Source organism: Phenylobacterium sp. VNQ135 (genome assembly GCF_049445735.1).
Classification (GTDB): domain Bacteria; phylum Pseudomonadota; class Alphaproteobacteria; order Caulobacterales; family Caulobacteraceae; genus Phenylobacterium.
On record NZ_JBMSDS010000005.1, the window covers coordinates 154,055 to 175,228 of the forward strand.

24 protein-coding genes and 1 pseudogene are annotated in these 21,174 nt (G+C 68.1%); 15 read left to right on the forward strand and 10 right to left on the reverse strand.

Annotation, left to right across the window (positions count from 1 at the left end; all coding sequences use genetic code 11):
• Positions 1–30 precede the first annotated feature (30 nt).
• Positions 31–2,157: a cyclophane-forming radical SAM/SPASM peptide maturase YhhB gene (yhhB, locus tag ACO2Q0_RS18425; RefSeq protein ID WP_423352994.1), complete on the reverse strand. Its 2,127-nt coding sequence runs from the start codon at positions 2,155–2,157 to the stop codon at positions 31–33.
• An 8-nt stretch (positions 2,158–2,165) separates the two neighbouring features.
• Entirely contained in the window at positions 2,166–2,327 is a 162-nt protein-coding gene (gene yhhA, locus ACO2Q0_RS18430; protein ID WP_423352995.1) for a YhhA family cyclophane-containing RiPP, read from the reverse strand.
• Between the two features lie 357 nt (positions 2,328–2,684).
• Between yhhA and ACO2Q0_RS18435 the strand changes: the two genes are divergently transcribed.
• Genes ACO2Q0_RS18435 through ACO2Q0_RS18445 form a run of 3 tightly spaced genes read left to right on the forward strand, consistent with a single transcriptional unit; the run spans position 2,685 to position 4,226 of the window.
• Complete coding sequence (locus ACO2Q0_RS18435; RefSeq protein ID WP_423352996.1) at positions 2,685–3,014, forward strand: hypothetical protein; 330 nt, start codon at positions 2,685–2,687, stop codon at positions 3,012–3,014.
• The gene (locus tag ACO2Q0_RS18440) at positions 3,007–3,636 is read left to right on the forward strand and encodes a type II TA system antitoxin MqsA family protein (protein ID WP_423352997.1); all 630 of its coding nucleotides are present in this window, start codon (positions 3,007–3,009) and stop codon (positions 3,634–3,636) included. Before ACO2Q0_RS18435 ends, ACO2Q0_RS18440 begins: the two co-directional genes overlap by 8 nt.
• Positions 3,633–4,226 (forward strand): hypothetical protein, encoded by a 594-nt coding sequence (locus ACO2Q0_RS18445; RefSeq protein WP_423352998.1) that lies wholly within the window; start codon positions 3,633–3,635, stop codon positions 4,224–4,226. The genes ACO2Q0_RS18440 and ACO2Q0_RS18445 overlap by 4 nt, the downstream gene beginning before the upstream one ends.
• Positions 4,227–4,448: 222 nt before the next feature.
• Here the strand turns inward: ACO2Q0_RS18445 and traA are convergent, their stop codons facing one another.
• The gene (traA, locus tag ACO2Q0_RS18450; RefSeq protein WP_423352999.1) at positions 4,449–6,932 is read right to left on the reverse strand and encodes a Ti-type conjugative transfer relaxase TraA; all 2,484 of its coding nucleotides are present in this window, start codon (positions 6,930–6,932) and stop codon (positions 4,449–4,451) included.
• 166 nt (positions 6,933–7,098) lie between these two features.
• On the opposite strand from traA, the gene ACO2Q0_RS18455 reads away from it, so the two are divergent.
• The 3 genes and pseudogenes from ACO2Q0_RS18455 to ACO2Q0_RS18465 form a co-directional block, all read left to right on the forward strand.
• Positions 7,099–7,383 carry a conjugal transfer protein TraD gene (locus ACO2Q0_RS18455; RefSeq protein WP_374470341.1) on the forward strand — a complete coding sequence of 95 codons (285 nt, stop codon included), beginning with the start codon at positions 7,099–7,101 and terminating at the stop codon, positions 7,381–7,383.
• 64 nt (positions 7,384–7,447) lie between these two features.
• Positions 7,448–7,696: a conjugal transfer protein TraD gene (locus ACO2Q0_RS18460; protein ID WP_423353000.1), complete on the forward strand. Its 249-nt coding sequence runs from the start codon at positions 7,448–7,450 to the stop codon at positions 7,694–7,696.
• Between the two features lie 95 nt (positions 7,697–7,791).
• A pseudogene (locus tag ACO2Q0_RS18465) lies at positions 7,792–9,234 on the forward strand (type IV secretory system conjugative DNA transfer family protein); the annotation flags it as partial.
• A gap of 19 nt (positions 9,235–9,253) precedes the next feature.
• Here ACO2Q0_RS18465 and ACO2Q0_RS18470 read toward each other — a convergent pair.
• Positions 9,254–10,606, reverse strand: coding sequence for a tyrosine-type recombinase/integrase (locus tag ACO2Q0_RS18470; protein ID WP_423353001.1), 1,353 nt, complete (start codon positions 10,604–10,606; stop codon positions 9,254–9,256).
• Between the two features lie 158 nt (positions 10,607–10,764).
• Between ACO2Q0_RS18470 and ACO2Q0_RS18475 the strand changes: the two genes are divergently transcribed.
• On the forward strand, positions 10,765–11,130 hold the full coding sequence (locus tag ACO2Q0_RS18475) for a DUF3703 domain-containing protein (protein ID WP_293383834.1): 366 nt from the start codon (positions 10,765–10,767) through the stop codon (positions 11,128–11,130).
• Between the two features lie 17 nt (positions 11,131–11,147).
• Here ACO2Q0_RS18475 and ACO2Q0_RS18480 read toward each other — a convergent pair whose 3' ends face one another.
• Positions 11,148–12,059 carry an ArdC family protein gene (locus ACO2Q0_RS18480; RefSeq protein WP_423353002.1) on the reverse strand — a complete coding sequence of 304 codons (912 nt, stop codon included), beginning with the start codon at positions 12,057–12,059 and terminating at the stop codon, positions 11,148–11,150.
• A gap of 71 nt (positions 12,060–12,130) precedes the next feature.
• On the reverse strand, positions 12,131–12,442 hold the full coding sequence (locus tag ACO2Q0_RS18485; RefSeq protein WP_257835818.1) for a DUF736 domain-containing protein: 312 nt from the start codon (positions 12,440–12,442) through the stop codon (positions 12,131–12,133).
• A gap of 423 nt (positions 12,443–12,865) precedes the next feature.
• Between ACO2Q0_RS18485 and ACO2Q0_RS18490 the strand changes: the two genes are divergently transcribed.
• Positions 12,866–13,870 carry a DnaB-like helicase N-terminal domain-containing protein gene (locus tag ACO2Q0_RS18490; RefSeq protein WP_423353003.1) on the forward strand — a complete coding sequence of 335 codons (1,005 nt, stop codon included), beginning with the start codon at positions 12,866–12,868 and terminating at the stop codon, positions 13,868–13,870.
• Positions 13,871–14,476: an RES family NAD+ phosphorylase gene (locus ACO2Q0_RS18495; protein WP_423353004.1), complete on the forward strand. Its 606-nt coding sequence runs from the start codon at positions 13,871–13,873 to the stop codon at positions 14,474–14,476.
• A gap of 136 nt (positions 14,477–14,612) precedes the next feature.
• On the opposite strand, the gene ACO2Q0_RS18500 is transcribed toward ACO2Q0_RS18495, so the two are convergent.
• Both ACO2Q0_RS18500 and ACO2Q0_RS18505 read right to left on the reverse strand, forming a co-directional pair.
• Positions 14,613–16,505 carry a ParB/RepB/Spo0J family partition protein gene (locus ACO2Q0_RS18500; RefSeq protein WP_423353005.1) on the reverse strand — a complete coding sequence of 631 codons (1,893 nt, stop codon included), beginning with the start codon at positions 16,503–16,505 and terminating at the stop codon, positions 14,613–14,615.
• Between the two features lie 235 nt (positions 16,506–16,740).
• Entirely contained in the window at positions 16,741–17,166 is a 426-nt protein-coding gene (locus ACO2Q0_RS18505; RefSeq protein ID WP_423353006.1) for a MerR family transcriptional regulator, read from the reverse strand.
• 144 nt (positions 17,167–17,310) lie between these two features.
• Between ACO2Q0_RS18505 and ACO2Q0_RS18510 the strand changes: the two genes are divergently transcribed.
• Together ACO2Q0_RS18510 and ACO2Q0_RS18515 are read left to right on the forward strand one after the other, a co-directional pair.
• Positions 17,311–17,628: an MFS transporter permease gene (locus ACO2Q0_RS18510; protein ID WP_257835825.1), complete on the forward strand. Its 318-nt coding sequence runs from the start codon at positions 17,311–17,313 to the stop codon at positions 17,626–17,628.
• Positions 17,625–17,873 (forward strand): GDCCVxC domain-containing (seleno)protein, encoded by a 249-nt coding sequence (locus ACO2Q0_RS18515; RefSeq protein WP_293383824.1) that lies wholly within the window; start codon positions 17,625–17,627, stop codon positions 17,871–17,873. Before ACO2Q0_RS18510 ends, ACO2Q0_RS18515 begins: the two co-directional genes overlap by 4 nt.
• Positions 17,874–18,073: 200 nt before the next feature.
• Here the strand turns inward: ACO2Q0_RS18515 and ACO2Q0_RS18520 are convergent, their stop codons facing one another.
• Both ACO2Q0_RS18520 and ACO2Q0_RS18525 read right to left on the reverse strand, forming a co-directional pair.
• Positions 18,074–18,346, reverse strand: a complete 273-nt coding sequence (locus ACO2Q0_RS18520) for a helix-turn-helix transcriptional regulator (protein ID WP_423353007.1) — start codon at positions 18,344–18,346, stop codon at positions 18,074–18,076.
• Between the two features lie 183 nt (positions 18,347–18,529).
• The gene (locus tag ACO2Q0_RS18525; RefSeq protein WP_367133058.1) at positions 18,530–18,769 is read right to left on the reverse strand and encodes a helix-turn-helix domain-containing protein; all 240 of its coding nucleotides are present in this window, start codon (positions 18,767–18,769) and stop codon (positions 18,530–18,532) included.
• A 96-nt stretch (positions 18,770–18,865) separates the two neighbouring features.
• Between ACO2Q0_RS18525 and ACO2Q0_RS18530 the strand changes: the two genes are divergently transcribed.
• The 4 genes from ACO2Q0_RS18530 to ACO2Q0_RS18545 all read left to right on the forward strand — a co-directional run bounded on the left by ACO2Q0_RS18530 (position 18,866) and on the right by ACO2Q0_RS18545 (position 21,155).
• Positions 18,866–19,390, forward strand: a complete 525-nt coding sequence (locus ACO2Q0_RS18530; protein ID WP_423353008.1) for a helicase — start codon at positions 18,866–18,868, stop codon at positions 19,388–19,390.
• Between the two features lie 41 nt (positions 19,391–19,431).
• The gene (locus tag ACO2Q0_RS18535) at positions 19,432–19,905 is read left to right on the forward strand and encodes a helicase (protein WP_409631020.1); all 474 of its coding nucleotides are present in this window, start codon (positions 19,432–19,434) and stop codon (positions 19,903–19,905) included.
• A gap of 16 nt (positions 19,906–19,921) precedes the next feature.
• Positions 19,922–20,134: a hypothetical protein gene (locus tag ACO2Q0_RS18540; RefSeq protein WP_374470354.1), complete on the forward strand. Its 213-nt coding sequence runs from the start codon at positions 19,922–19,924 to the stop codon at positions 20,132–20,134.
• 385 nt (positions 20,135–20,519) lie between these two features.
• The gene (locus ACO2Q0_RS18545; RefSeq protein ID WP_423353009.1) at positions 20,520–21,155 is read left to right on the forward strand and encodes a DUF305 domain-containing protein; all 636 of its coding nucleotides are present in this window, start codon (positions 20,520–20,522) and stop codon (positions 21,153–21,155) included.
• Positions 21,156–21,174: the final 19 nt, after the last annotated feature.

A 21,174-nucleotide genomic window follows, 5' to 3' on the forward strand; every position in this document is an offset into this window, starting at 1 on the left:
CCGGCAGCCTGTCTCGGGGTAGCCACACTCTCAGGCCGCCAGCGAGACGGTGCCGCGCGAGCGGAGCACAGCGGCGAGCGCTGCGCCCGCACGGGTGAGCTGGCATTGTTCCAGGGTCTCAAACGCGCGAGCCAAGTTGCGGTCCGTGTCCGCTAGCTGGTTGCGCGCGCGGGTCTGCATCCTCGGCGGCCCCGAGGCCAGGACATGCTCCCAAAAGCGCCGCAGCTCGACAAAAACGAAGATGGCGTGGAACAGGCCCGACACGGGTCGCAGATCTTCTCGCCACGGGGAGACCACGAGATCGGCGGGAAGCGTCGTCGGGAAGCGGCGCTCGAAGAGATAAAGCTTCTGGTGTCGGTGCTCGTGGAGCAGGGAGTCGGCCAGGTCATAGGCGTCGATTAGATCCTCCCCCTGGCGCACGGACACGAATAGGGCACCTGGAACAGCGTCATCGCTGAACGAGACGATCTTTTCCGGATGGGCTGTCGGATCCCGGACGAACTGCACGGCCGGACTGGTGGCTTCGATCTCCCGGCCCAGCGCTGGCCGCCATCTGGCAAGAATGCGAAGCGCCTCTTCGACCAGCGGCCGCGCAACGGCTGCGACCGCTTCCGGCTCGAAGACGATCGCCTCGCCGAAAGGCCGGCGGAGCCAGCGATCGTCGGCGCCCACGATCGGCATCTCGATAGCAGAGCTGCACAGGCGTTCGATGTCGTCAACATAGTCAGCATCGAGTTTCAGCGCGCTTCCGGACACGTCGGTGACGGTTCGCCCGTCGCGCGCCGCAAGCGTCACTCCGCTCCATGCCACCACGCCGGGTTGCCAGCTGATCTTGTCAAGGCGCTCTGGCGATCCCGACAGGATGCGCAGCGCCGTCGCGCCGGTCCGTCCACCCAGCCCGGCGATGTAGCGCAAGGCCGCATCGAGAGAGTCGCGATGCGCGCGACACGCTCGCTCGCGCAGGCTTGCCATCACCGCCTCGCTCGTTTCCGCAAGCTCAAAGGCGTCGACGTCTATGTCGAGCTCTGGCTCGGCGGCCTCGGCTTCCAGCGCTTCGCTCAGGCGCGACTGCGCGTGCGCAATGAGCGCCGTCATCTCGCGACAGTAGACGGTGGGATTGTCGAAACCAGCGTCACTCCAGCGGTGCGGTACGGCGCCCCCGCCGCAGATGTCCGAAATCGGGCAGGCCTGGCAGGTCGCGCAAAGGCCAGGTTTCGCAAGCAGGCGGCGATGCGCTTCAAGCCGAGCGGAACCCGCGGCCTCGGCGATTGAGGTGTCCAGCAGGCCCCCGCCGAGCTGCGTCCCGTTGCCGACGACCTTCAGCACATCTAGGTCGTGATATGTCCCGTCGGTCTCGACGGAGATCAGGCTCACGTCCCCGAACCCGAAGGCATCCGTGGCTGATGGCAAGCCCATGATGGCGTCGAGGAGCGCCTCGAAGCTGCGCACGGACAAGGAGGGGTAGTGGTCAAGCCAGACGTCAAAGGCTCGCTTGAGCCAGCGCACGTACAGGTCCGGGTCATCGCTGCGTCCCGGCGGAGGGCGCAAGTGGTGTGCGTCAGGCAGAAGGAAGTCTACGCGCGGCGGCGCATGGCCCGCGAAATATTCCAGGAGCTCCTCTGGGTCCGCGCTCGCGTCGATGACCGCAATCACGCCAGCGAAAACTGAGGGCCTGAGCTTTAGCCGCTCCAGAGCGGCCTCTACCTTGTCAAAGCTCGAACGCCGCCGCCGGGTGGTTCGATGCAGGTCATTTACAGCGCGCGGACCATCGAGGCTGAGCGACACCCCGATGGTGTGCGCTTCAAAAAGGTCGAGGGCTGCGTCATCGAGCAAGAGCCCGTTCGTCTGCAGGCCTATATCGACGTCGGTGTGGGGACCCGCCGTCGCGCGGATCAAGCTGGCGAAGGAGCAAAGCGACGCTGCACCTGCGAGTAGCGGTTCACCGCCATGGAAGATGACCGCGGCCCGCTTCAGGTCGACGGCCCGCGCGTAGTCCGCCAGACGCTGGGCGAATGCCTGCCGGTTCTCGTCGCTTAGAACCTGCGGCATAGATCGCCACGCCTCGTCAGCGTGGTGATAGACGTAGCAGTAGTCGCAATCGAGGTTGCAGCGGGAGGCCACCTTGACGAGGAAAGATGAGATCCTCGCTGGCGCCATCTTCGCGCCTACGAGCGATTGTGGCGGTGATGCATCCGATCGTAGCTGGTGATCACTTCGCTGACCTGCGCGTCAGAGCGAAGACGGCCTTGGAGCCGCTGAAGCGCCGGGTTGGCCGTTTTGGCCTTAAGTACCGACGTCCGGAGAGCGGTGGTCTGTGCGGTCTGCATCTTTTCAGTCTCCTCTTACACCAGAGCTAACCACGATAATCGAATATCGCAACTCCCAATTGCGACATTGAGGAATGCATGCTTCGGAGGGTTTCTTCGTCAGGGCACCCGCCGGGAGCACCTGTCGTTACTGGCGCGACGATCTGCCGGATATAGCTCTAAGTTCGGATTTACGACTCAACCGCGCCTCGCTTGCCGTTGGCTTGAGCACTGCCCCCCTTCTCGCACGCGCTCCATGGCGCGCTACGCGCAGCGGTACGTGAGCGTGCCCAATCTGCTAGGCCGTTGCTTGTGAGGTAGCACGGTGCTACCCATTGCTTTGCGGGTAGCACCGTGCTACCCTTCAGGCGCTTCGACATGCCGAGCCACGATCTTGAACTTGTGCGGCAGCTCGCTTCCGACGAGACCAACTGTGAGTTCTTCGACGCTGTCATGGCAGAGCTTAGGGCGCGCAACGTCGACTCGGACGATCTGCTCTATGTACTGCAGTTCGAACTCGGCGAGACCCACTGGTTCAAATCTAGGGTCACGGAGAAATACTATCCAGGGACAGTGTCGGACTACTACTCACTCTGGATCGATTTCTGCGACTGCCGGATGTTTGTGAAACTGATTATTCGCGAGGAAGCGAGCGGCTCGAAGAAGCTCGTGATCACCTCGTTCAAAGAGGACAACCGTTATGCATAGCTCGACTGAGCGCCCCGCCCTCCAAGAGGGCCAGTGCCCCGAGTGCGGATCCGCAGATCGGACTGTCGAGACGCGATTGTTCGAGGTCCATCACAGCGGTGAAGTCCGCACCATCTCCGACGAGCAGACCGTGTGCCGCACATGCGGCGTTGTCAGCTATGTGGGCGGGCAAATCTCGAGGCATGAGTATGCGGTGGCTGCTGCGTTGCGTGACATCGATGGCTTGCTTTCGGCCGAGGAGCTTCGCGCTATCCGATGCAAGTATGCCCTGCGGCAGGCTGACTTGGAAAAGATGCTCTCGACCGGTCCAAAGACGTGGACCCGCTGGGAGCGCGGCAAAGTTCCTCAGAGCAAAACAGCCGACAAGTTGATCCGGCTCCTGGCGGGCGATCCATCGCTCGTGCTGAGATTTATGCAGGAGGCAGACGTCGATAACCCTGATGCTTTCCAGGAGGTCGCTCAGGCAATTGAGGACGCCAAGAAGGCAGCTCTCCATGAGGTACGCGAAGACGTGCTTCGTGATCGTCCCGGCCAAAGTAGCGACGATTATTTGGAGCGCGTTTTCGAGCTGACCTTCCAGGCTGCGGCGGACCTTAGGACCACAGGAGCTCGCGCGGCATGACCGAAAAGCCCGACAAGACAGGCCCGCGCTCTGCAAAGGTATTTCACCTGCCTGCGGAGCGGCGCCCGCGCTCGATCGAAGAACGCGTGCGCCAGGTAGAATCCTCAATTCAGAATCATTTTCGAGAACAGAACGACATCTTGAGAGAGGCCAACGAGGCGATGGCATCGCGCCTTGAACGTCTCACCAATGGAATAGAGACGCTCGTTGCTGAGATGCACGGCGTCCGCACTGGAAAGAAGGAAGAGGCCTTCGCTCGGGTGGCGGGGCTCGACTGCAAACCGGACCTGCCGACGGTCTCAGCTGAAGCGGCTCTCGTTTATACCCTCACCGCCTCCCAGATCGGCGAGGAGCTTGGCTTCCATGCTTCCCAGATCGGCCTTCTTCTAGGTGCGAAGGGTCTTGGGTGGGCCGGAAACGGCGACTATCAAGAAATCGGCCGCACCACCAAGGCGTCGGCTCCAAAGTTCTGGCACTTTGAGGTACCTCGTCGCCTCAGGGCTGTCCTCGACCAGAACCAACCTGAGCTGTTTAATATCAAGTCCAAACCCGTGCTTGCAGTCTTTCGCAAATGGGCGGAGCGCAGCTAGCGGCTTCCACTGAAATTGCCGCCCCTGCATCGGGCAGATCAGTGAAGTTACAGCCGAACCTCGCTTAGAGTCGCACTTACCGACACAGCGAATCTGCGTTCGCGTCCGCCAAGCGGAAGGTCCGAAGGTCCGCTAAGAGTCATCTCCTGAGCTGCCGCGGCCAAGCTCGGAGGTCGCCCGCAAGCTGACCTTTCGAAGGTCAGCTAAGAGTCACGAGCTGCCTTAGCGACCGCGGTCGAGTCCTCTCCCTCGCCCGACTGAGCGCGCCAATTCGTCTGTCAAACCGCGCTGAGGACCGCTCTGGTCGATGCCAAGTTCGCTTCGCCGATGAGCCAGCGCCTGCCGCAGCTCAGGATCGCGATGTAGCTGCGTAGCAAGGCGATGGAACTCCCGCTCGGCAGCCCGGCGCGCGAAGATGTCGCCGCCTGTCTTCGCTGATCGGCTCTTTGCCTCCGTCCACTCGGCGATGAACCGGTCGGCGCGGCGTGTCACCGGATCCTTGTCGGTGACGCCATGGCGCGTTGCGAACCCATCGCTGTAGTCGAGCGTCGTGTCCTTCGGCCGTTCGCGGCTGAGCGTCGCCGCCAGCTCCGACCGGCTGCGGAAGTCTTCACGTGCATAGTGCAGCGTCGCCTCGGAGCGATGGCGCGTCATACCGACGTAGGTCGCATGCCGGTCGAGGCCGCTCGTCGCCAGGAGGTGCGCCCGGTCAACGGTGACGCCCTGGCTCTTGTGGATGGTGGCGGCGTAGCCGTGGTCGATGTGGGCGTACTCGTGAGTCGAGAAGGTGACCTGGCGAGCGCCCGGCCCATCGAGCCGCACGGAGATCGTGCTGCCGTCCAGGCGCTCGACTTCGCCGAGGGAGCCGTTCTTCACGCCCAGCGAGCGCTCGTTGCGGAGGAACATGATGCGGTCGCCGGCGGCGAATGCTCGCTCGCCACGCTCCGTCTGGATCAGGTGTTCTTCGCCGAGGTGGCCGCTGTCTCTGAGCCGCTGCCGCGCGAGGCCGTTCAGCTCGGCGACGTCGGCCCGGGTGTGCGCCAGCATGATCTGCCGGTCCGCAGGGTTGGCGCGGCGCGCCTCGTCCCACTGCTCGACGAGGCCGACGCGCGCATCAGCTCGCGTGGCGTGCTCGACCACAGACCCGTGCGCCGCGTAGCGATCAAGCGCCTGCGAGGTCCGGCCCGTGGCGAACTCCCGCGTCGCCTGCCGCTGCCAGTCGGCCGTCTGCCGGCGCACTTCTGTGATCTCGGACGCGCCGTGCCGTTCAGCGAGTGCGCGGAAGGCCGCGCCGGCCTCGATGGCCTGCAGCTGCTCCACGTCGCCGACGAGGACGACCTTGGCGCCAGCCCGCTCCGCATGGCCCAGCACCCGCTCCATCTGGCGCGAGCCGACCATGCCGGCCTCATCGATGACCAGCACATCGTTGGGACCGAGCCGGTCGCGGTCGTTCGCCCAGCTGTGCTCGAGACTGGCGAGGGTCCGTGACTTGATGCCGGAGCTGCCTTCCAGGCTCTCGGCCGCGATGCCGGAGAGCGCGGCGCCGCGGACGTTCAGGCCATCGGCTTCCCACGCCTCGCGCGCCGCGCCGAGCATGGCGCTCTTGCCTGAGCCGGCGTAGCCGACGACCAGCGAGAGATCGCCGCCGCCGGTGACATGCGCCAGGGCCTCGGACTGCTCCCGCCCGAGGGTGGCGGCGCGCCCGCCATCTTCTTGCGGGCGCACCGCATGATCCTTGCGGGCGGCGAGCCGCTCGGCGGCGTCCTCCAGCCGCTGCTCGACCGCCAGCATCTCCCGGGTTGTGAAGCGCTCGCGGCCCGCGCCGTCCTTGCCCAGCGCGACCACCTCCGGCGACGTTCGCATCGCCGAGAGGGCGCGCTGGAACTGCTCGCGGTCATCGGTGTGCCGGTGCGCGAAGCGCATCAGGTCGTGGTCTGTGAAGGTGCTCTGCTGGCGGGTGATGGCGTTCAGCCCGACCGACGGGTTCGCCGCCAGGACCTCGCCGTTGCGCCGCGCGATCTCGCGATGTTCGGCGAGCCGCTCCGCCACTTCGCCGCGATCTGCGCGACCGGAGGCCGCGGCGCCGATCTTGTTCTGCGGCTCGAGGTCGATCCCCTGGTCCTTCAGGCTGCGGTGATCGATGGCGGCGTCGATGTCGAGTTCAGCGAGGCGCGCGTTCACATGCTCAGCCCAGGCCTCACGCCAATGCGACAAGAGCTTGGTGCGGTTCCAGTCGCGCGCCTTCTGGCCGAAACCGTCACCCTCCACCTGGCGCATCGACAGCATGACGTGAGCGTGCGGCTTGGGCGCGCCGTCCTCCGCCACATCCCAATGCACGTTGAGGTCGGCGACCATGCCGCGGTCGACGAACTCGCGCTGCACGAAGTCGCGCGCCAGCCGCACGCCGTCGGGCTGGTTCATCTCGCGCGGGATGGCGAATTCAACCTCACGGGCGAGCTGCGCATCCTTGCGCGCCTCGCCGGCCTCCACTTCGTTCCAGAGCGTTTCGCGATCGCGCCAACGCTCCGGTGCGCCGTCGGGCAGCATGACCTCGGAGTGGACGACGCCGGCCTTGTTGCTGAAGTCGTGGTGCCGGCCGAGCCGCTCGTCGTTCAGGCGCGACGCCGAACGATACGCAGCGGCGGCCACCGCGCTGGAGCCGTTGGCGCGGCTGATCACCTTCGCCGAGAAGTGATAGATCGCCATGACGGCGTCACTCCGCAGCCGACGTCGGTCACGACGTATAAGCGCGCACTCAGACCTGCGGCCGTTCGTGACTGGCGGGGCGGTGTAGCATCGCCCACTTGGCGGACGAACTCAACCTGAGCTAGCATGTTGGCGGGGGCGCATCCGCTGAAAGGAGCGTACCTGCATGCGCAAACCTCGCGATATCGACGCCGAACTCAAGGCGCTCGCGGACAAGGCCAAGGGCCTCAAGGCGCGCAAGATCACCCAGCTCGGCGAACTGGTCGCCGCCACCGGCGCCGACAGCTTGGACGTCGACACCCTGGCCGGCGTCCTGCTCAGCGCCGTCGAAGAGAAGGACGCGGCCGCGAAGGAGGCGTGGCGCCGCAAGGGCGCCGCCTTCTTTCAACGCGCACGCCGGAGCGGCGCGCCGCGCAACGGATCTGAGGAACACGCTCCGGGCGCTCCGTAGCAACGCCGCCGCCGTTCGGCGGGCGGAAGCCTACCGGGCGCGCACAGATACGCGGAGTTGGGTCGTGGAAAGACGCGAACGCACCCATCGGCTGATCGAACTCGGCGGCCTGATCCAGAAGTCCGGTCTGGCCGATGCCGTGGGCGACGACCGGGCGACACTCTACGGCGCTCTGCTGTCGCTGGCGGAGACGCTGTCTCCGGCCGACCGGCAGGCGACGCTGGCGCTCTGGCGCCGTCGCGGGCAGCGCGCCTTCGCGGCCGAGCAAGACGCGAAGGCGTCCCTGACCGCTCAGCCGGCGGTGACGCCGTGATCGGCCGCTACATCCTCTGCGTCATCTTCGTCGTCTGGGGCATTGTGCTGGGCCAGATTGCGGGCGGCCTTGCCGGCTGGTTCATCGACGAGGTGATGGGCGCCGGCGACATCTGGCGGCGGGTGTCGATCTTCTGCGGCGCCCTATTCGGCGCCGTCATCGCCTTCGGCAACTGGCGCCTTCGCTACGAACGGGTGGACGACACCGTGCACGGCTCGGCGCAGTTCGCGTCGGACAAGCGCGTCCGCCAGACTCTGCGGCGCGACCGCGGCCTCATCGTCGGCCGCGAAAACCGCCGCGGCGGCGCGCTCCTACGCCACGATGCGTCCGGCCATCTGCTCACCATCGCGCCCACCCGATCAGGCAAGGGCGTGGGCGCGATCATCCCCAATCTGCTGACCTGCGATCGCTCGGTCTTCTGCCTCGACCCGAAGGGCGAGAACACTGGCGTCACCTACGACCGGCGCCGCCAGCTCGGTCCCGTCCATGTGCTCGACCCGTTCGGCGTCACGGGCATGCCGCAGGCCCGCTACAATCCGATGGACGTCCTCGATCCCGACAACCCGGACCTCGCGGAGGACGCCGCCGTTCTGGCCGACGCGCTCGTCTACGATCCGCCGGCGCATCTCGGCGAAGCGCACTGGAACGAAGAGGCCAAGGCGCTGATCGCCGGCTTGATGCTGCACGTCGCCTGCAGCCGCCCAAAGCCGGAGCGCACGCTGGCGACGGTCCGCGACCTCTTGAGCGGCAACCCCGACGAGTTCGACGGCACGCTTGCCGAAATGCAGAAGAGCACGAGCGCCGGCGGCCTCGTCCGCCGCGCCGCCAACCGCCATCTGTCAAAGAGCGACCGAGAGGCGGCGGGCGTGCTCTCCTCGGCGCAGCGGCACACCCACTTCCTCGACAGCGCCCGGCTGAACGCCGCCATGGCGGGCAGCGACTTCCGCTTCTCAGACCTGAAAACCTCCTGGTGCACCGTGTTCCTGGTGCTGCCGCCGGACCGCATCGACACCTATGCGCGCTGGCTCCGGCTGCTGGTGGCGCAGGGCCTGCGCGAACTGGCGCGCACGCCGGCTGAGGAGGGCCCGCCGGTGCTCTTCCTGCTGGACGAATTCGCCACGCTCGGACGGCTCGAGCCCATCGAGCGCGCCTTCGGCCTGATGGCCGGCTATGGCGTCCAGCTCTGGCCGATCCTGCAGGACATGCATCAGCTGTGGGGCGCCTATGGCGAGCGCGCCGGCACCTTCCTCTCCAACGCCAGTCTGCTGCAGGTCTTCAACGTCGCCGACTACGACACCGCCGAGTGGATCTCGAAGTCGCTGGGCGCCACCACCGTGGCGTATGAGACGTCCGGCACATCCGTCTCGCGCGCCCCAAACCAGTTCTTCAGCACCCATGGGTCGTCGACCAGCACGCACCTGGCCCGCCGCGAGCTGATGACCCCCGACGAGGTGATGCGCCTGCATCCGTCGCTGGAAATCCTGCTGCGGCCCGGCGAGGCGCCGGTCGTGGCGCAGAAGGTCCGCTACTACGCCGACCCGGAGTTCCAGGGCCTGTTCACGGTGGCGACGCCTCAGGCGCGGGCGATGCGGATCGCCGCGCGGGCGGCCGACGCGCCGCAGCTTTCGGAGCCGGAGCCTTCGCCGACGGCGCCGGGCCTGGCCGCTTCGGCCCGGCCGCCGGACGCGCCGCCGCCTTCCTGACGTTCACCGCGGCGGCGTCGATCGTGCCGGCGATGTGCGAGGCGTAGAACTTCTCGATCATCTCCACGCTGGTGCGGCAGTTCTTCGCGATCTGGTAGATGTCGGCGCCTTCCATCAGCCGCAGGCAGATGTAGGTGTGCCGCAGGCTGTAGGCGGTCCGGACATTGCCCTCCCGGTCGTGCTTGAGATCGAGCTCCGCCAGGACGGCGTTGAAGAGCTGCCGCTGCACCTTTCCGAAGATCAGGTCGGCCTGGGCCGGCGCGCCGCGCTTGGCCAGCCGCTCGAAGGGCAGCACCGCGCCCGGCATGCTCTTGCAGAAGCCGACCCCACGCTTCCCCCGCACCTCGATCTGCAGGATGCGTTCACCGCTGCCGGTATCGGAGATGACGCTGACGTCCCTGAACTGCAGCCGCGAGGCCTCGTCGGGCCTGAGGCCGGTGTTCGCCATGAACAGAACGTAGTCGTGCAGCTTCTCCGATTGCGCCCGCCAGCGTTCTTTCCTGGGCGTCCGGGCCCGCTCCCGCGTGGCCTCGTAAAGCCGCTTGTATTCCTCGGGCGAGAACCAGGCCCGGTGCGAGATCTTGCCGGACTGGCGGTAGGGGGCGCTCATGTCCGGCAAGGCATGGATCCAGCCCTGCCGGTTTGCCCACTTCAGGATCTGCCGAAGCGTCACCAACTCCTGGTGCAGGGTGCTCTTGGCCGGCGGCCGCCACGCCTTGGCCGCGTCGCCTTCCGGCGGGGTCATGCGGCTGACGCGGTAGGCCTGGATGCGGCCCGCGGTCATGCGGTGCAGCGGCGCCCTTCCGAAGAAGGGCTCCAGCCGCAGGCGCACGTGTCGGACCTTGCCCTCCACATAGACGGCGTTGCGCTCGCCGAAGGTCAGGACCTGGTACTCGGCGAGGAATCCCTCGGCGGCCTCCGTGAAGGTGTGGCTCCGCCCACGCGGGGCCGGCAGGCGTGCTTGGCGCAAGCGAGCTTCCTCGGCGGCGACGATCTCGCCGCCGCGATTGCGGACCCGATGCTCCGTGTAGACGTCCATGTACCAGTCGCGGGCGAAGTCCATGGCCGCCGCGAGGTTCTCCTCTCGGGTGGACTGGCGATGGTTGCGGCTGCCGAGGTAGGTCGAGCACTGCCAGTACCGGCTGTTGGCCCGCCGGTAGACATGGACCTTCCCGTCCAGGAGCGTGTGTTGCTCCTCATCGGCCATTGCGCGCCTCCTGCTGGTCGCGCGCCCCCTGCCCATCATCGCCCGATGGGTGCGTTCGGCAAGAGGTAAACCGCCAGGGTTGCAAGCGCTCCGCAGAACGGCCTTGATCCTCCAGTGGCTAGAGCATGCACGCTCGCCGCGGATTGGGAGGCGGCGAGATGGCGAACCTGAAGACGACGGCGCGGCGGGAAGCCTACGAACGCGAGGCCGCGGCCGCGCGCGTCGGATACGCACGGGGCGACCTGCGCGAGGCGTTCCGCCTGGCTGAGCGCGCGCACATCCTGGGCCAGCCGTGGTTCGACGCCCACAGCTGGACGCACTGGCTGATGCTGAAGATCGGCTGGCGGCGCCGCGACGCGCGCGAGGTGCTGGGCCAGGTGTTGCGCCTTTCGACGGGCGGGCTGCTGTCGCTGCTGGGCTGGCTGCCGCACGGCAACACCGGCGGCGCCGACGTGCCGCCCAAGAAGCCGATGCCGATCCCGGATGACCTGCGCCCCTACTGCGAAGCGCCCGGCGCGCGCTGAGCGCGCCGGGCCTGGCCTCAGGCGGCGACGGCGTTCGCCCGCTGACGGGCGTGCAGGAAGTCGCACGCGCGCTGGGCGTGGGCCGCGGCGGTGAAGACGAACCGCCGGTCGCCTTCAAGCACCTGCAGCCAGCTGTCGATGTAGCTGGCGTGGTCCTCGCGCGGGGTGAGCTCCAGGCCGAGGTCCGCGCAGAGGAAGGCGGCGCCCAGTTCGGCCACCAGCTCCTCCCGCGCGTAGCCCTCGTCGCCCCAGCGCTTGCGGCCGAAGTCGCGGTCGAGGCGGCTCGGGTGGCGGGTCCAGTGCGTGCACTCGTGGGCGAGCGTCGCGTAGTAGGCCTCCGGGTCCACGAAGGTCTCGAACGGCGGGCACTGCACGTAGTCTGGACCAATGGCGTAGTAGGCTTGGCCGCCACCGTGGCGGACGTCGGCGCCAACCGCCCGGAAGAAGGCCTCGGCATGCTCGACCCGCTGCTGCGGCTCCAGCTGCGGTGCGGCCGGGGCATGGAAGTGCGCCGGCAGGCCCTCGATCTGTTCGACGTTGAACACGGTGTAGGCCTTCAGGAAGGGGATCTCGCGTTCGACATCCTGGCCGTCGTCGCCGGCTTCGGTGCGCTTGACCCGGTTGGCGTAGACGACGGTTGCGCCGTGCTCGCCCTTGCGGACGTGGGCGCCGAGCGCCAGCGCCTGGCGGAAGGTCATCCAGATCGGCGCGGCGTAGCCGTGGGCCACGGCTTCGGCCCAGAGCAGGACCACGTTGATACCGCTGTAGGGCTCGCCGGAGTGGCGGAGCGGGCGGCTGATGCGGCCGGCGAGGTGCTCGGCGGACCAGGGCTTGGTCCAGGGGCGGACGCCACGCTTCAGGTCCTCGACGATGGCTTGGGTGACGCGGCTGTAGAGGTCGGGGCGAGTGTGTTCGGGCGCGCGCGACATGGCGGCCTCCTTGAACTTGGATGATGGGGATGGGGCGCCGCCCCGCCGTGCGGGGCGGCGGCTCGGGGCGGTCAGTCGGCGCTGCGGCTGCGGGACCAGATCAGGCTGTAGCCGTCCTCGGCGTCGACCAGGCTGGCGTAGATCGGCGCCGGGAAGCTGGGGTCGTCGAGCTTGACCGAGAGGTAGTCGCGGTTCTCCCGAGAGGTCTTCTTCCAGGCGGCGCCGAATTCGGTCTGGCCGGAGAAGATGCGGAAGTCCGGGGCCTTCTCGTTGTCCTTGTCGGCCGCCCGGAACTGGGCCTGCTTGACGTTGAGGGTGAGGGTTTTGATGGCCCCGCTGTAGGAGCCGTCGGCTTGCTTGTGGAAGGCGCCGATAGTGGCCATGGGAAGTCTCCGTTTCGCTGGCGAGCCGCGCCCATCGCGGTCTCGATGGCGATCGGTCGGGCGGAGCCAGGCCGGACCTTCACCCTGCCGGGTCCTCACGCGCCCGCGCGTGGGGTGGCGAAGGGCCGGAGCGCAGCGGAGGGCGCCCGACCCAGAGGCTTTCTTGCCTCGCGAGGAATGAGGCGAACGCCTCAGGGGAAGAAAGCCGGCGGGTCGGCGTTGAAGGTCCGGATCGGCTTCGCCCAGATCAGCCAGCGAGAGAGACCGCGTCGGGCCGGGACACGCGCGACGAAGACGTGTGGTCGCCGGCGCCCCAAGCATCGGCCTCCCGGAACGGGGCCTCAGCCCCTCGTCCAAGTCGGAACGGACGGCAGGTTGACGAAGTTGACGAGATTGCCCATCTTGGCATCTTGGGAGCCCGCCATGACCCACGCCGTCACCAAGAAGACCGGCAGGCCAGCCGGGGTCGCTCAGCGCAGCACTGCGACCGGCCGCTTCGGCGGTGCTGCGCCCGCCGCCGAACAGGCGGACCCGGCCACCCCAGCGCTCGCCGCTCTGCTGCAGCAGGTGGAGCGCGCCGTTCGCGCCGCCTACAGCACGGGCCGGCCGACCCAGCTCACCGTCCGGCTGCAAGGTCCCTCGTCCCAGGTGGACATCGACGTCGAGCCGCTGTCGGCGGACGCGCTCCCCGTCGACATCGAGGCAGAACAGGCGCTGCTGGGGGCCCTGCTGTACGACAATGACGGGTTTGAACACCTGGGCGCGGCGCTCACCGCGATGGACTTCTACGAGCCGTTCCACCAGCGGCTGTTCGCCGCCATGGAAGACGCCTGGCGCAGCGGGAAGCTCGCCGAGCCGATCCTGATGGCGGAGCAGTTCTCGAACGACGCGGCGTTCAGAGAGCTAGGCGGCGTCCGCTACCTGGCCGACCTGGTGGATCGCGCGCCATCCACGACAGACGTGCCGACGTTCGCCGCGCGGATCGGCGGCCTCGCCCGGCGTCGACGCCCCCCCGCGGACGATGAGCTCGAAGCCGCCCTCCGCGACGCGCGCGCCCGGGGCGAGAGCCGTGCGGCCGAGGTCCTGGCCGCGCCTGACATGCTGGGCGCCGACGACTTCGCCGGGCTGATCGGCGCCACGCGCGAAACGGTGCGCCAGAAGCTCAAGCGCCGGGAGATCCTGGGGCTGCAGGGCGCGAAGCGCGGCGTCCGCTACCCGGCGTGGCAGGTGAGCCGGGACGGCGGCCTGCTGCCGGGCCTGCCGACGGTGTTCGAGCTGCTGGGCGACAGCCCCTGGGCGGTGTTCCGCTTCCTGACGCAGCCGTCGCCGGCTCTGGAAGGCGAGGCGCCGAAGGACCGGCTCCGGAGGGGCAAGGTCGCAGAGGTCCTGGACCTCGCCGAAAGCCAGGCGCGCGGGGATTTCGGCTGAGTGGCGACCGAACCGCCGGAGGGATTTCGCAGCCGCTCGCTCGTCCTGCACCACGAGCCGGCGGGCGCGACCTGGCTGCGGCTCTATCGCCGCACCTTCCCCGATCCGTTGGGGTTCGGACGGTCGGCGCAAAGTCGGTTCAGCCCGCCGCCCGAGGCCGCCGAGCGGTATGGCGTCGTCTACCTCGGCTCGTCCTTGAACGTGACCGTGGCCGAGACGTTGGTGCGGGACCGCGGCGACGGGCGGCTTGGAGACCTCCCGATCGAACTCACCGAGTTCGACGACTTGGCTTGCGCGGAGATCGAGGTGGTGACGCCGCTGCGGCTGGCGGACCTGCGCGGTGATGGGCCGCTGCGGATGGGCGTCCCCTCCGACGTGGCGCACGCGGCGGACTGGCGGCTGGCCCAGGCCTGGTCGGCGGCGCTCCACGCGCACGACCTGCAGCCCGATGGGCTGATCTATCTGTCACGGTTCACAGGCGAGCCGAACCTCGCCATTTTCGAGCGAGCCCTCCCGAAGCTGGTCGCCACGCAAGTCGGCCCGCTCATGCACCGGCGAGGAGAGCTGGCGGCCGCGATCCGTCGATTCCGCCTTCAGGTGATCTAAGCAAGCAGAGGCCCGCGCAGGCGAACCCGCGCGGGCCGGTTGGACGGAAGAGCAGCGTCTACTCGGCGGCCATCGCCTGCGATTGCTGCGACGGCTCCGGGGCCTCCGCCTTTGCCGTCCGCAGCAGCGGCGGCAGCTAGCCGGTCCCCGAAAGCAGGACTTCGGCCGTCTCCACCATCTCGGTCTTCTTCTGGTCGCTGATCCGCTCTGCGACCTCCGCCCCTCGCGCCTCGGCGACCGCCTCCAGGATGCGCGCCTTGGTCACGCGGCCAAGGTAACGCTCGGCGGTCGGCGCCCACGTGATGGTCATGTCGAGCCCCGCCGCGCGCGCCAGCCGGTCGGCGTGGTCCCAGGCCGCCGGCTTGCGGTCGAGCGGATTGCGCACGGCGCTGATCCCGAGGCTCACGCAATGGGCCAGAAGGTCCATCAGCTCGCCCGCCCCAAAGCCCGACACGGCGTCCCACGCCTCTGAGGGCTCGCGCGGCAGGCGCGCCGCCCAGGCCGCGTGCCGTTCGGCGATCCGTCGTCCAGTCGGGCTGTCGCTGACGCCCGGCGCATGGCCGTCGAGGTAGGCGCTGACCAGCTTCACCTCCACGCACGATGCCTGCTCACAAGGGGAATAGAAGGCCTTGAGCGCCAGGGCGTGCACCAGGGCGGTGAGCGCCAGGGTGGGGTCGGTCGCCACGGCGTCGCGCAGGCCGACGGTCCGGTAGGCGGTCAGGTCCAGCACCAGCCGTTCCGACAAGGGCGCGCCCGCATCCTCCTCGGGCTCGGCCTCCTTCGGCGCGGTTCCATCGCTGTCACCATCCGGTTCCGTCTCGCCTTGGGCATTGTCTTCGGCTTCGGCCTCCGCCACCGGCAGTTCGTCCTCGGGCCGGATCAGCCCTCGCTCGATGCGGGCCTGCCCGTCATGGCCGAGGATAACGAACACGCCGCCGCGCGTCACCTCGTCGGCATCGTAAGCCGTCCCGTCGCCGAAGGCGTCCAGCGCGGCATCGATCTGCTTAAGGCGGGACTCCACTTCGGGCGGCAGCTCCTCCACCGCGTCCCACTGGCTGACCAGGGCGTCGTATTCCTCGGAGAGAGCGTCGATCTGCGCCTTGTCCGGCTCCGAGCGCTCCACCGGGTGCGGGTAGACCCGCCGCATCCCGTGGCCGTGCGGGTAGTCGAGCGAGGCCGCCGCCCACGTCCAGCCCTCCTGCGCCTGGACCTCCGAGGCGATGGCGTCCAGCTTCTCAGTCACCAGCCGGTCGAGCAGCGGCACGTCCTCGAACCAGCCGCCGCCGTCCTCGGTGAAGAGGTCGCGCAGGATGGTCCCCCCGGCCTCGCCGTAAGCCTCGGCCCCCACGAAGATCGCCCGCCGGTCGCTGGCCGGGACCTTGGCTTCGGTCATGGCGCGGCGGATCACCCCCGGCGAGCGATTGAAGGTGAGCTGGTCATAGACCTGCTCCTGCCGCCCATGATCCTCGCTGACCGCGAAGGCCATCAGCTGATCGAGCGCCAGCCCGCCCTCGCGGTAGATCGCCATCAGCTTGGGCGAGACCGCGCCGAGCCGCAGACGCTGGCGCACCACCTGGGCCGAGACGCCGAAGCGCGCCCCGATGTCCTCGGCGCCAAGACCGCGTTCTGCCGCCAGCCGCCGGAAAGCTTCGAACTGGTCCGCCGGGTGCATCTCGGTGCGGGTGACGTTCTCGTCCAGGCTGATCTCGTGGGCGTCGTTGGTCGTGTCGACCACACAGCGGACGGGCTCGCTCTTGCGGACCTCCTTGCGCTTGAGGCGGAGCAGCATGGCGAGGCGGCGGCCCTCGCCGATGGTCACCAGCCAGAAGCCGGTGGGCGCGCCGTCCTCACCCACTTCGGGCTCCACCACCGGCGCCTGCAGCATGCCCTTGGCGGCAATGGACGCGGCCAGGGCCGCGATGGCCGCTTCGCCGTGCGGGGTCTTGCGGGCGTTCTTCGGCGACTTCTTGAGCTTGTTGAGGGGCACTTCGATCACAGCGCCGGACTCGATCACGGTCTGGACGGTCATAAGGTCCTCCTTGGGCCTGGGTTGCAGGCGCACGCCGCGCCTGCAGCCCTGCCCGTCGGCGAGACCGGGTGTGCAAGCGGAGGGGCGGCTTCGCGGGGAACCGGCTGCAGGGTCCTGGAGGCCCGTCAGCCTGTGGCGCCCGGCGGAGGGGACCGAAGCTGGGCGGAAGCCGCTCCGAAGCGCGCCGAGGGCGGAGCCCTAAGCGGGCGCCGGGCCAAAGGCGCGGCGATGGGAACTATGACGAGGCGACAGCATCCGCTTCCAGCAGGTCGAGAACCGGACATGCGGGCGCATCGGCTTGTCCGTCGCACTTGCGGATGGTGTCACTGAGAATGGTCTCCAGCCGGCGAAGATCAGCGATCTTTGCGCGGACCTCGTCCAGGTGCATCGCGGCGAGCTTCTTGACGTCACCGCACGCGCGTCGCCCAGGCTGGGCCAGGTCCAGCAGCGCACGAATCTCATCCAGGGAAAACCCAAGCTGTCGGCCCCGCCGGACAAAGACGAGGCGTCGCAGATGGTGATCCTCGTACACGCGGTGGCCCGCCGCGGTGCGGTCCGGCGCCGGCATCAGGCCGATTCGCTCATAGTAACGGACGGTCTCGAGATTGACGCCGCTGGCGGTCGCCAACCCCCCGATCGTGAGGCCTCGGGAAGCGCGCATGTGATTAAGCCTTGACCCTGTAGTCGCTACGGGTGGGAGAGGTAGCAACGGTTAGAGGGAAGCGCGAGCGTGACAATCCAGGCGACAGCATCATCCGCGCGCAAAGACGCGGCTCTTAGTTGGTCAGCTGTTTGCGCCGCGTGCTTGGCGGTATTCGCCTGGGCCGCGTGCTGTGTGCTGCCAATGGCGCTCGCGGCCGCAGGCCTGGGCCTAACCGGGGCAGCCTTCGTCGCCGGCCAACGCCTGTGGCTGACCATCGGCGCAGCCCTGGTCCTGGGCGCTGGCTGGTGGCGCATCGGACGCCGGGCGCGGGCGTGCAAGATCGCTGGGGGCTGTGCGCCGCCTTCTCAGCTGTCCGTGATCCTGCTTTCACTCGCGACAGCGCTGCTGGTGCTGGCGATCCTTTGGCAGCCGTTCGTAGAGCCAAAGGCCCTGATGATCCTGAGGACCTTACGCGCATGAACGCGATGACCTTTGAGCTACGCTCCACGCTGACCTGCCCCGAGTGCGGTGGGCGGACAACGGAGACCATGCCGACGGACGCCTGCCAGTATTTCTATGACTGCCCGTGTTGCAGCGCAGTTCTGAAGCCGAACGCCGGCGATTGTTGCGTCTATTGCTCGTACGCCGACGTTCCGTGCCCGCCGGTCCAAGAAGCTCGCGCGAACGGCGGAGCACCGTCGTGCTGCAGCGCCGCCAGCGGCTGAAACGTTACGCGCCGGCGACCGCTTAGCAAGGATGCGGCCGCAAGGAGCCTGCGCGCGGCGGAGCCGGCGCTGCATGGCGGGACGCTGCCGCGAGCGGCGGGCGGCGCGACGCGCCCGAAGGGTCGCTCCCGCAGGAGCCGCGCCCGGCGCGGCGGGACCGCGAGCGACCGCCCGGCGCTCTCCCTAACGCTGCGAGAGCGTCAGCTTCCCAGGGTGCGGACGGGCCTCGTGCGGCGCTGATGCACGTCGGGCGAGGGTGCGCGTTCGAGCACCTGGTCCGGAGCCGGGTCCCGGCGCGCCGCCAGCCAGGCTTGGACCTCGTCGAAGCTCCAGGCGACGCAACGGGGCGTCAGGTTGAAGCGACGGGGGAACTCGCCGCGGCGCTCCATCTCATAGATCGTCGTGTCGCTCAGCGGCACGAGCCTCCGCAGCTCCGCACGTCGGATGCAGCGGGTGACGACAGGGTTGGGCATGAGCGTGCTCCGCAAGTTTCGAAGGACTGACAAAGTCACCTTCTTGCGAGTCGACCTGAGGGAGGAGCGGGCCCACAGGGCTGGTGAGCGGGGGCGTTGCGGGGGCGCTCCCCCGCTGGAAGGGGTCGGACGAGACCGTCAGGGCTCGACCGCAGGGGAAGGCTTTCCCCTCTGAACTTTAGGCTACGCTCGCTTCAGGCGGACACCTGGCCCGCCAGCTTGATCAGCGGCGATGAACACCACCCCCGCTCCTTCAAGCGCCTGCTGCACGGCGTGAACGTTCGCAGCTGTGCTCCGCCCAGGCCCAACCTCACCTTCCATGCGTCGGATGGTCTGCAGGGAGACACCTGCGGCCGCGGCAAGTTGGGATCCACTCCACCCAAGAAGGGACCGCGCCGCTCGAATTTGCGCGGCGGTCACCACGACAAGGTACTTTTTGATACTTTCATGGTGCTTTTAGATTGATCTGGAAGCGTCATCTGTGGCACTAAAAGTCTAATACACCGGAGAAGCTTAATCATGGGCTCACGTCAATCGGCGGCGGGCGAGCGCGCCCGGCTGCCTGCGCTCTCCCGACGAGCCGTCCTGGTCGGGACCTCGGCGGCGGCCACCGCGCCTCAGGCTGGCGAGGCCCATCCGCTCCCGTCCGTCACAGCGTCCGGGACCGCCACGGGCCTCTACCGGCGGTGGGTCCATTTGGACCGTCAGATCGAGCGCCTGCTCCTGCGCTGGGGCGACATCGAGGGTTGGCTGTTCGAGACGCACGACTGGCACCGGCTGAGCGAAGCGGAGCAGGCGGCCTTGCCGGCGGGGCAGGCGCTGCGAGACGTGGACGCGCAGCTGAAGCGGCTGTGCGCGGAGCGGGACGGCTTGCTCGACAAGCTTCCCAGGTCCGGCGCCGACATGCTCGAAGCCGTCGCCGCGCGGCTGGCTGTGGTCGAGCGGCTGCTCTACCGCGACGACCATCCCGAAGCGTACGACATGATCCTGGGCTCCCGACGCGATCTCACGACGCTCATGGCCCCGTCCCGTGAGGGCCCTTGATCATGGGTTCAGGACGTCCTCCCGTCGCACACCCGGCGCGCTTGGCAGCGGTCTCCCGCCGGACCCTGCTCGCCGGCGCCTCCGCCGCAGCCGCCGCGCGCCCCGTCGGCGCCGCGCCTCTGCAACTGCCGGCGGGCTCCTCGTCTCCGGACCCCACGAAGCCCTACCGGGCCTTGCTCCACCTCGACGCCAGGATCTCCCGGCTACGGCGCCGGTGGGCGCGGCTCGAAGCCTATATCGAAGACCAGCCCTCCCAGCCGGGAAGAATGCTGGCAGGCGCGCAGGAGCTCCGTGACATCGACGGCATGCTGGAGCTCCTCCTGGAGCAGCGCGCCGTGCTGCTGGAGGCCCTGCCCAAGCAGGGCGCGACAAGCCTGGAGGAGGTGATCGCCCGGCTCGCGGTCGCCGAGCAGCTGATCTGGACCGACGACCACCTGCAGGCCCAGGCGATGATCGCTGGCTCGCGCCGGGACCTCACCGCACTCTTGGGCGAGCGTCGCCCGCCGGCACGCTAGTCCGATGGAGACCCGCTTGGAGGACGCGCTCGCCTATCTGCTGGACCTGCGGCTGCGCTGCCGGGGAAACCCCGAGGCCATGGTGCTGGTCGACCGTTGCCTTGCGCTGCTGGCGCGCGCGGAGAGCGCGGACGCCGCCGAGCTGCCGCAGCTGGAGGCGGAGATCGAGGCCATCCGCCTAGAGCTCGCCGAACGCTTCGGACCGCCCGGCGAGTTCGTGCGGCACTGACCTGCGCCAACGATCAACCATGCTGAGCGAAGACCCAGGTCTTGCCGCCTGAAAGCAATAAGAGCGTGGCGTAGGCTTCGCTGCGTCCATCGTCCCGCACTGAGACGTGTTGGAGACTAGGCCGTCTTCATGGAGCTGCTCGGCCGCTGCTTTCAGCTTTGGCCCTACATTGTCGACCTCGTTGGTAAAGCCTTCGCCAAAGATCGAAAGGACCCCGGAAGCCCCGAACACCTTCGCATAACTATCCCATGACGGGAGAGTCTGCCGCCGTACTTGGTTCCTGCTCTTGCAAATCCGGAACGCTGGCTGCGCTGTAGGCGTTGCCGCGAGGGGAACAGAGGGAACGCCCATGCTGACGAACAATGGACTTGCATCAACCTGGCTCATGACGGGCGCAGCAATCGCCATCCTGGGTCTCGCCGGGTGCAACAAGAGCAACGAGAGCACCGAGGCGCCGGCCGCGACTGCGGCAGAGTCGGCGGCCTCACCCGCGAGCGCCAATGCGGCGATCCCGGCCAGCGGGCCCGCGGCGGCCTTCATGCCGATCGAGACGGACATGAAGCAGAAGATGGCTGCAGCGGTCGGCTCCACCGTCGAAAGCACCTGGGCGATGAAGATGATGGCTCACCACCAGGGCGGTATCGACATGTCGCGGGCGCTGCTCAACCAGTCTCCCAACGGGCCGATGCACGACATGGCCCAGAAGACCATGGACATGCAGACCAAGGACCGGGCCGAGCTCGACAAATGGGTTCAGGCGCACGCCGGCGAGCAGGGCGGCCAAGCCAATCCGTTCGCCGAGATGGAAGCGACCATGAGCCAGAAGATGATGGCGGCGACCGGCGCCGATGCGGACCAGACCTGGGCGCGTAAGATGATCGAACACCACCAGGGCAGCATCGACATGTCGAAACGGGTCCTGCAGGACGCCAAGGACCCTGAGATCCGGCGGATGGCGCAGAAGACCATCGACATGCAGACGAAAGAGATCGCCGAACTGCAGTCGAAGCTCGGCGGCTGATCCCACCTGCCGCCGGCAA

Bases quoted from the DNA above. Each gene is read 5' to 3' on its own strand.
- ACO2Q0_RS18515 (WP_293383824.1), top strand. From the start codon at position 17,625: ATGAACGCGATGACCTTTGAGCTACGCTCCACGCTGACCTGCCCCGAG.
- ACO2Q0_RS18475 (WP_293383834.1), top strand. From the start codon at position 10,765: ATGGCGAACCTGAAGACGACGGCGCGGCGGGAAGCCTACGAACGCGAG.
- ACO2Q0_RS18435 (WP_423352996.1), top strand. From the start codon at position 2,685: ATGCCGAGCCACGATCTTGAACTTGTGCGGCAGCTCGCTTCCGACGAG.
- ACO2Q0_RS18440 (WP_423352997.1), top strand. From the start codon at position 3,007: ATGCATAGCTCGACTGAGCGCCCCGCCCTCCAAGAGGGCCAGTGCCCC.
- ACO2Q0_RS18455 (WP_374470341.1), top strand. From the start codon at position 7,099: ATGCGCAAACCTCGCGATATCGACGCCGAACTCAAGGCGCTCGCGGAC.
- ACO2Q0_RS18545 (WP_423353009.1), top strand. From the start codon at position 20,520: ATGACGGGCGCAGCAATCGCCATCCTGGGTCTCGCCGGGTGCAACAAG.
- yhhA (WP_423352995.1), bottom strand. From the start codon at position 2,327: ATGCAGACCGCACAGACCACCGCTCTCCGGACGTCGGTACTTAAGGCC.
- ACO2Q0_RS18500 (WP_423353005.1), bottom strand. From the start codon at position 16,505: ATGACCGTCCAGACCGTGATCGAGTCCGGCGCTGTGATCGAAGTGCCC.
- ACO2Q0_RS18445 (WP_423352998.1), top strand. From the start codon at position 3,633: ATGACCGAAAAGCCCGACAAGACAGGCCCGCGCTCTGCAAAGGTATTT.
- ACO2Q0_RS18505 (WP_423353006.1), bottom strand. From the start codon at position 17,166: ATGCGCGCTTCCCGAGGCCTCACGATCGGGGGGTTGGCGACCGCCAGC.
- ACO2Q0_RS18490 (WP_423353003.1), top strand. From the start codon at position 12,866: ATGACCCACGCCGTCACCAAGAAGACCGGCAGGCCAGCCGGGGTCGCT.
- traA (WP_423352999.1), bottom strand. From the start codon at position 6,932: ATGGCGATCTATCACTTCTCGGCGAAGGTGATCAGCCGCGCCAACGGC.
- yhhB (WP_423352994.1), bottom strand. From the start codon at position 2,157: ATGGCGCCAGCGAGGATCTCATCTTTCCTCGTCAAGGTGGCCTCCCGC.
- ACO2Q0_RS18480 (WP_423353002.1), bottom strand. From the start codon at position 12,059: ATGTCGCGCGCGCCCGAACACACTCGCCCCGACCTCTACAGCCGCGTC.
- ACO2Q0_RS18530 (WP_423353008.1), top strand. From the start codon at position 18,866: ATGGGCTCACGTCAATCGGCGGCGGGCGAGCGCGCCCGGCTGCCTGCG.
- ACO2Q0_RS18520 (WP_423353007.1), bottom strand. From the start codon at position 18,346: ATGCCCAACCCTGTCGTCACCCGCTGCATCCGACGTGCGGAGCTGCGG.
- ACO2Q0_RS18485 (WP_257835818.1), bottom strand. From the start codon at position 12,442: ATGGCCACTATCGGCGCCTTCCACAAGCAAGCCGACGGCTCCTACAGC.
- ACO2Q0_RS18470 (WP_423353001.1), bottom strand. From the start codon at position 10,606: ATGGCCGATGAGGAGCAACACACGCTCCTGGACGGGAAGGTCCATGTC.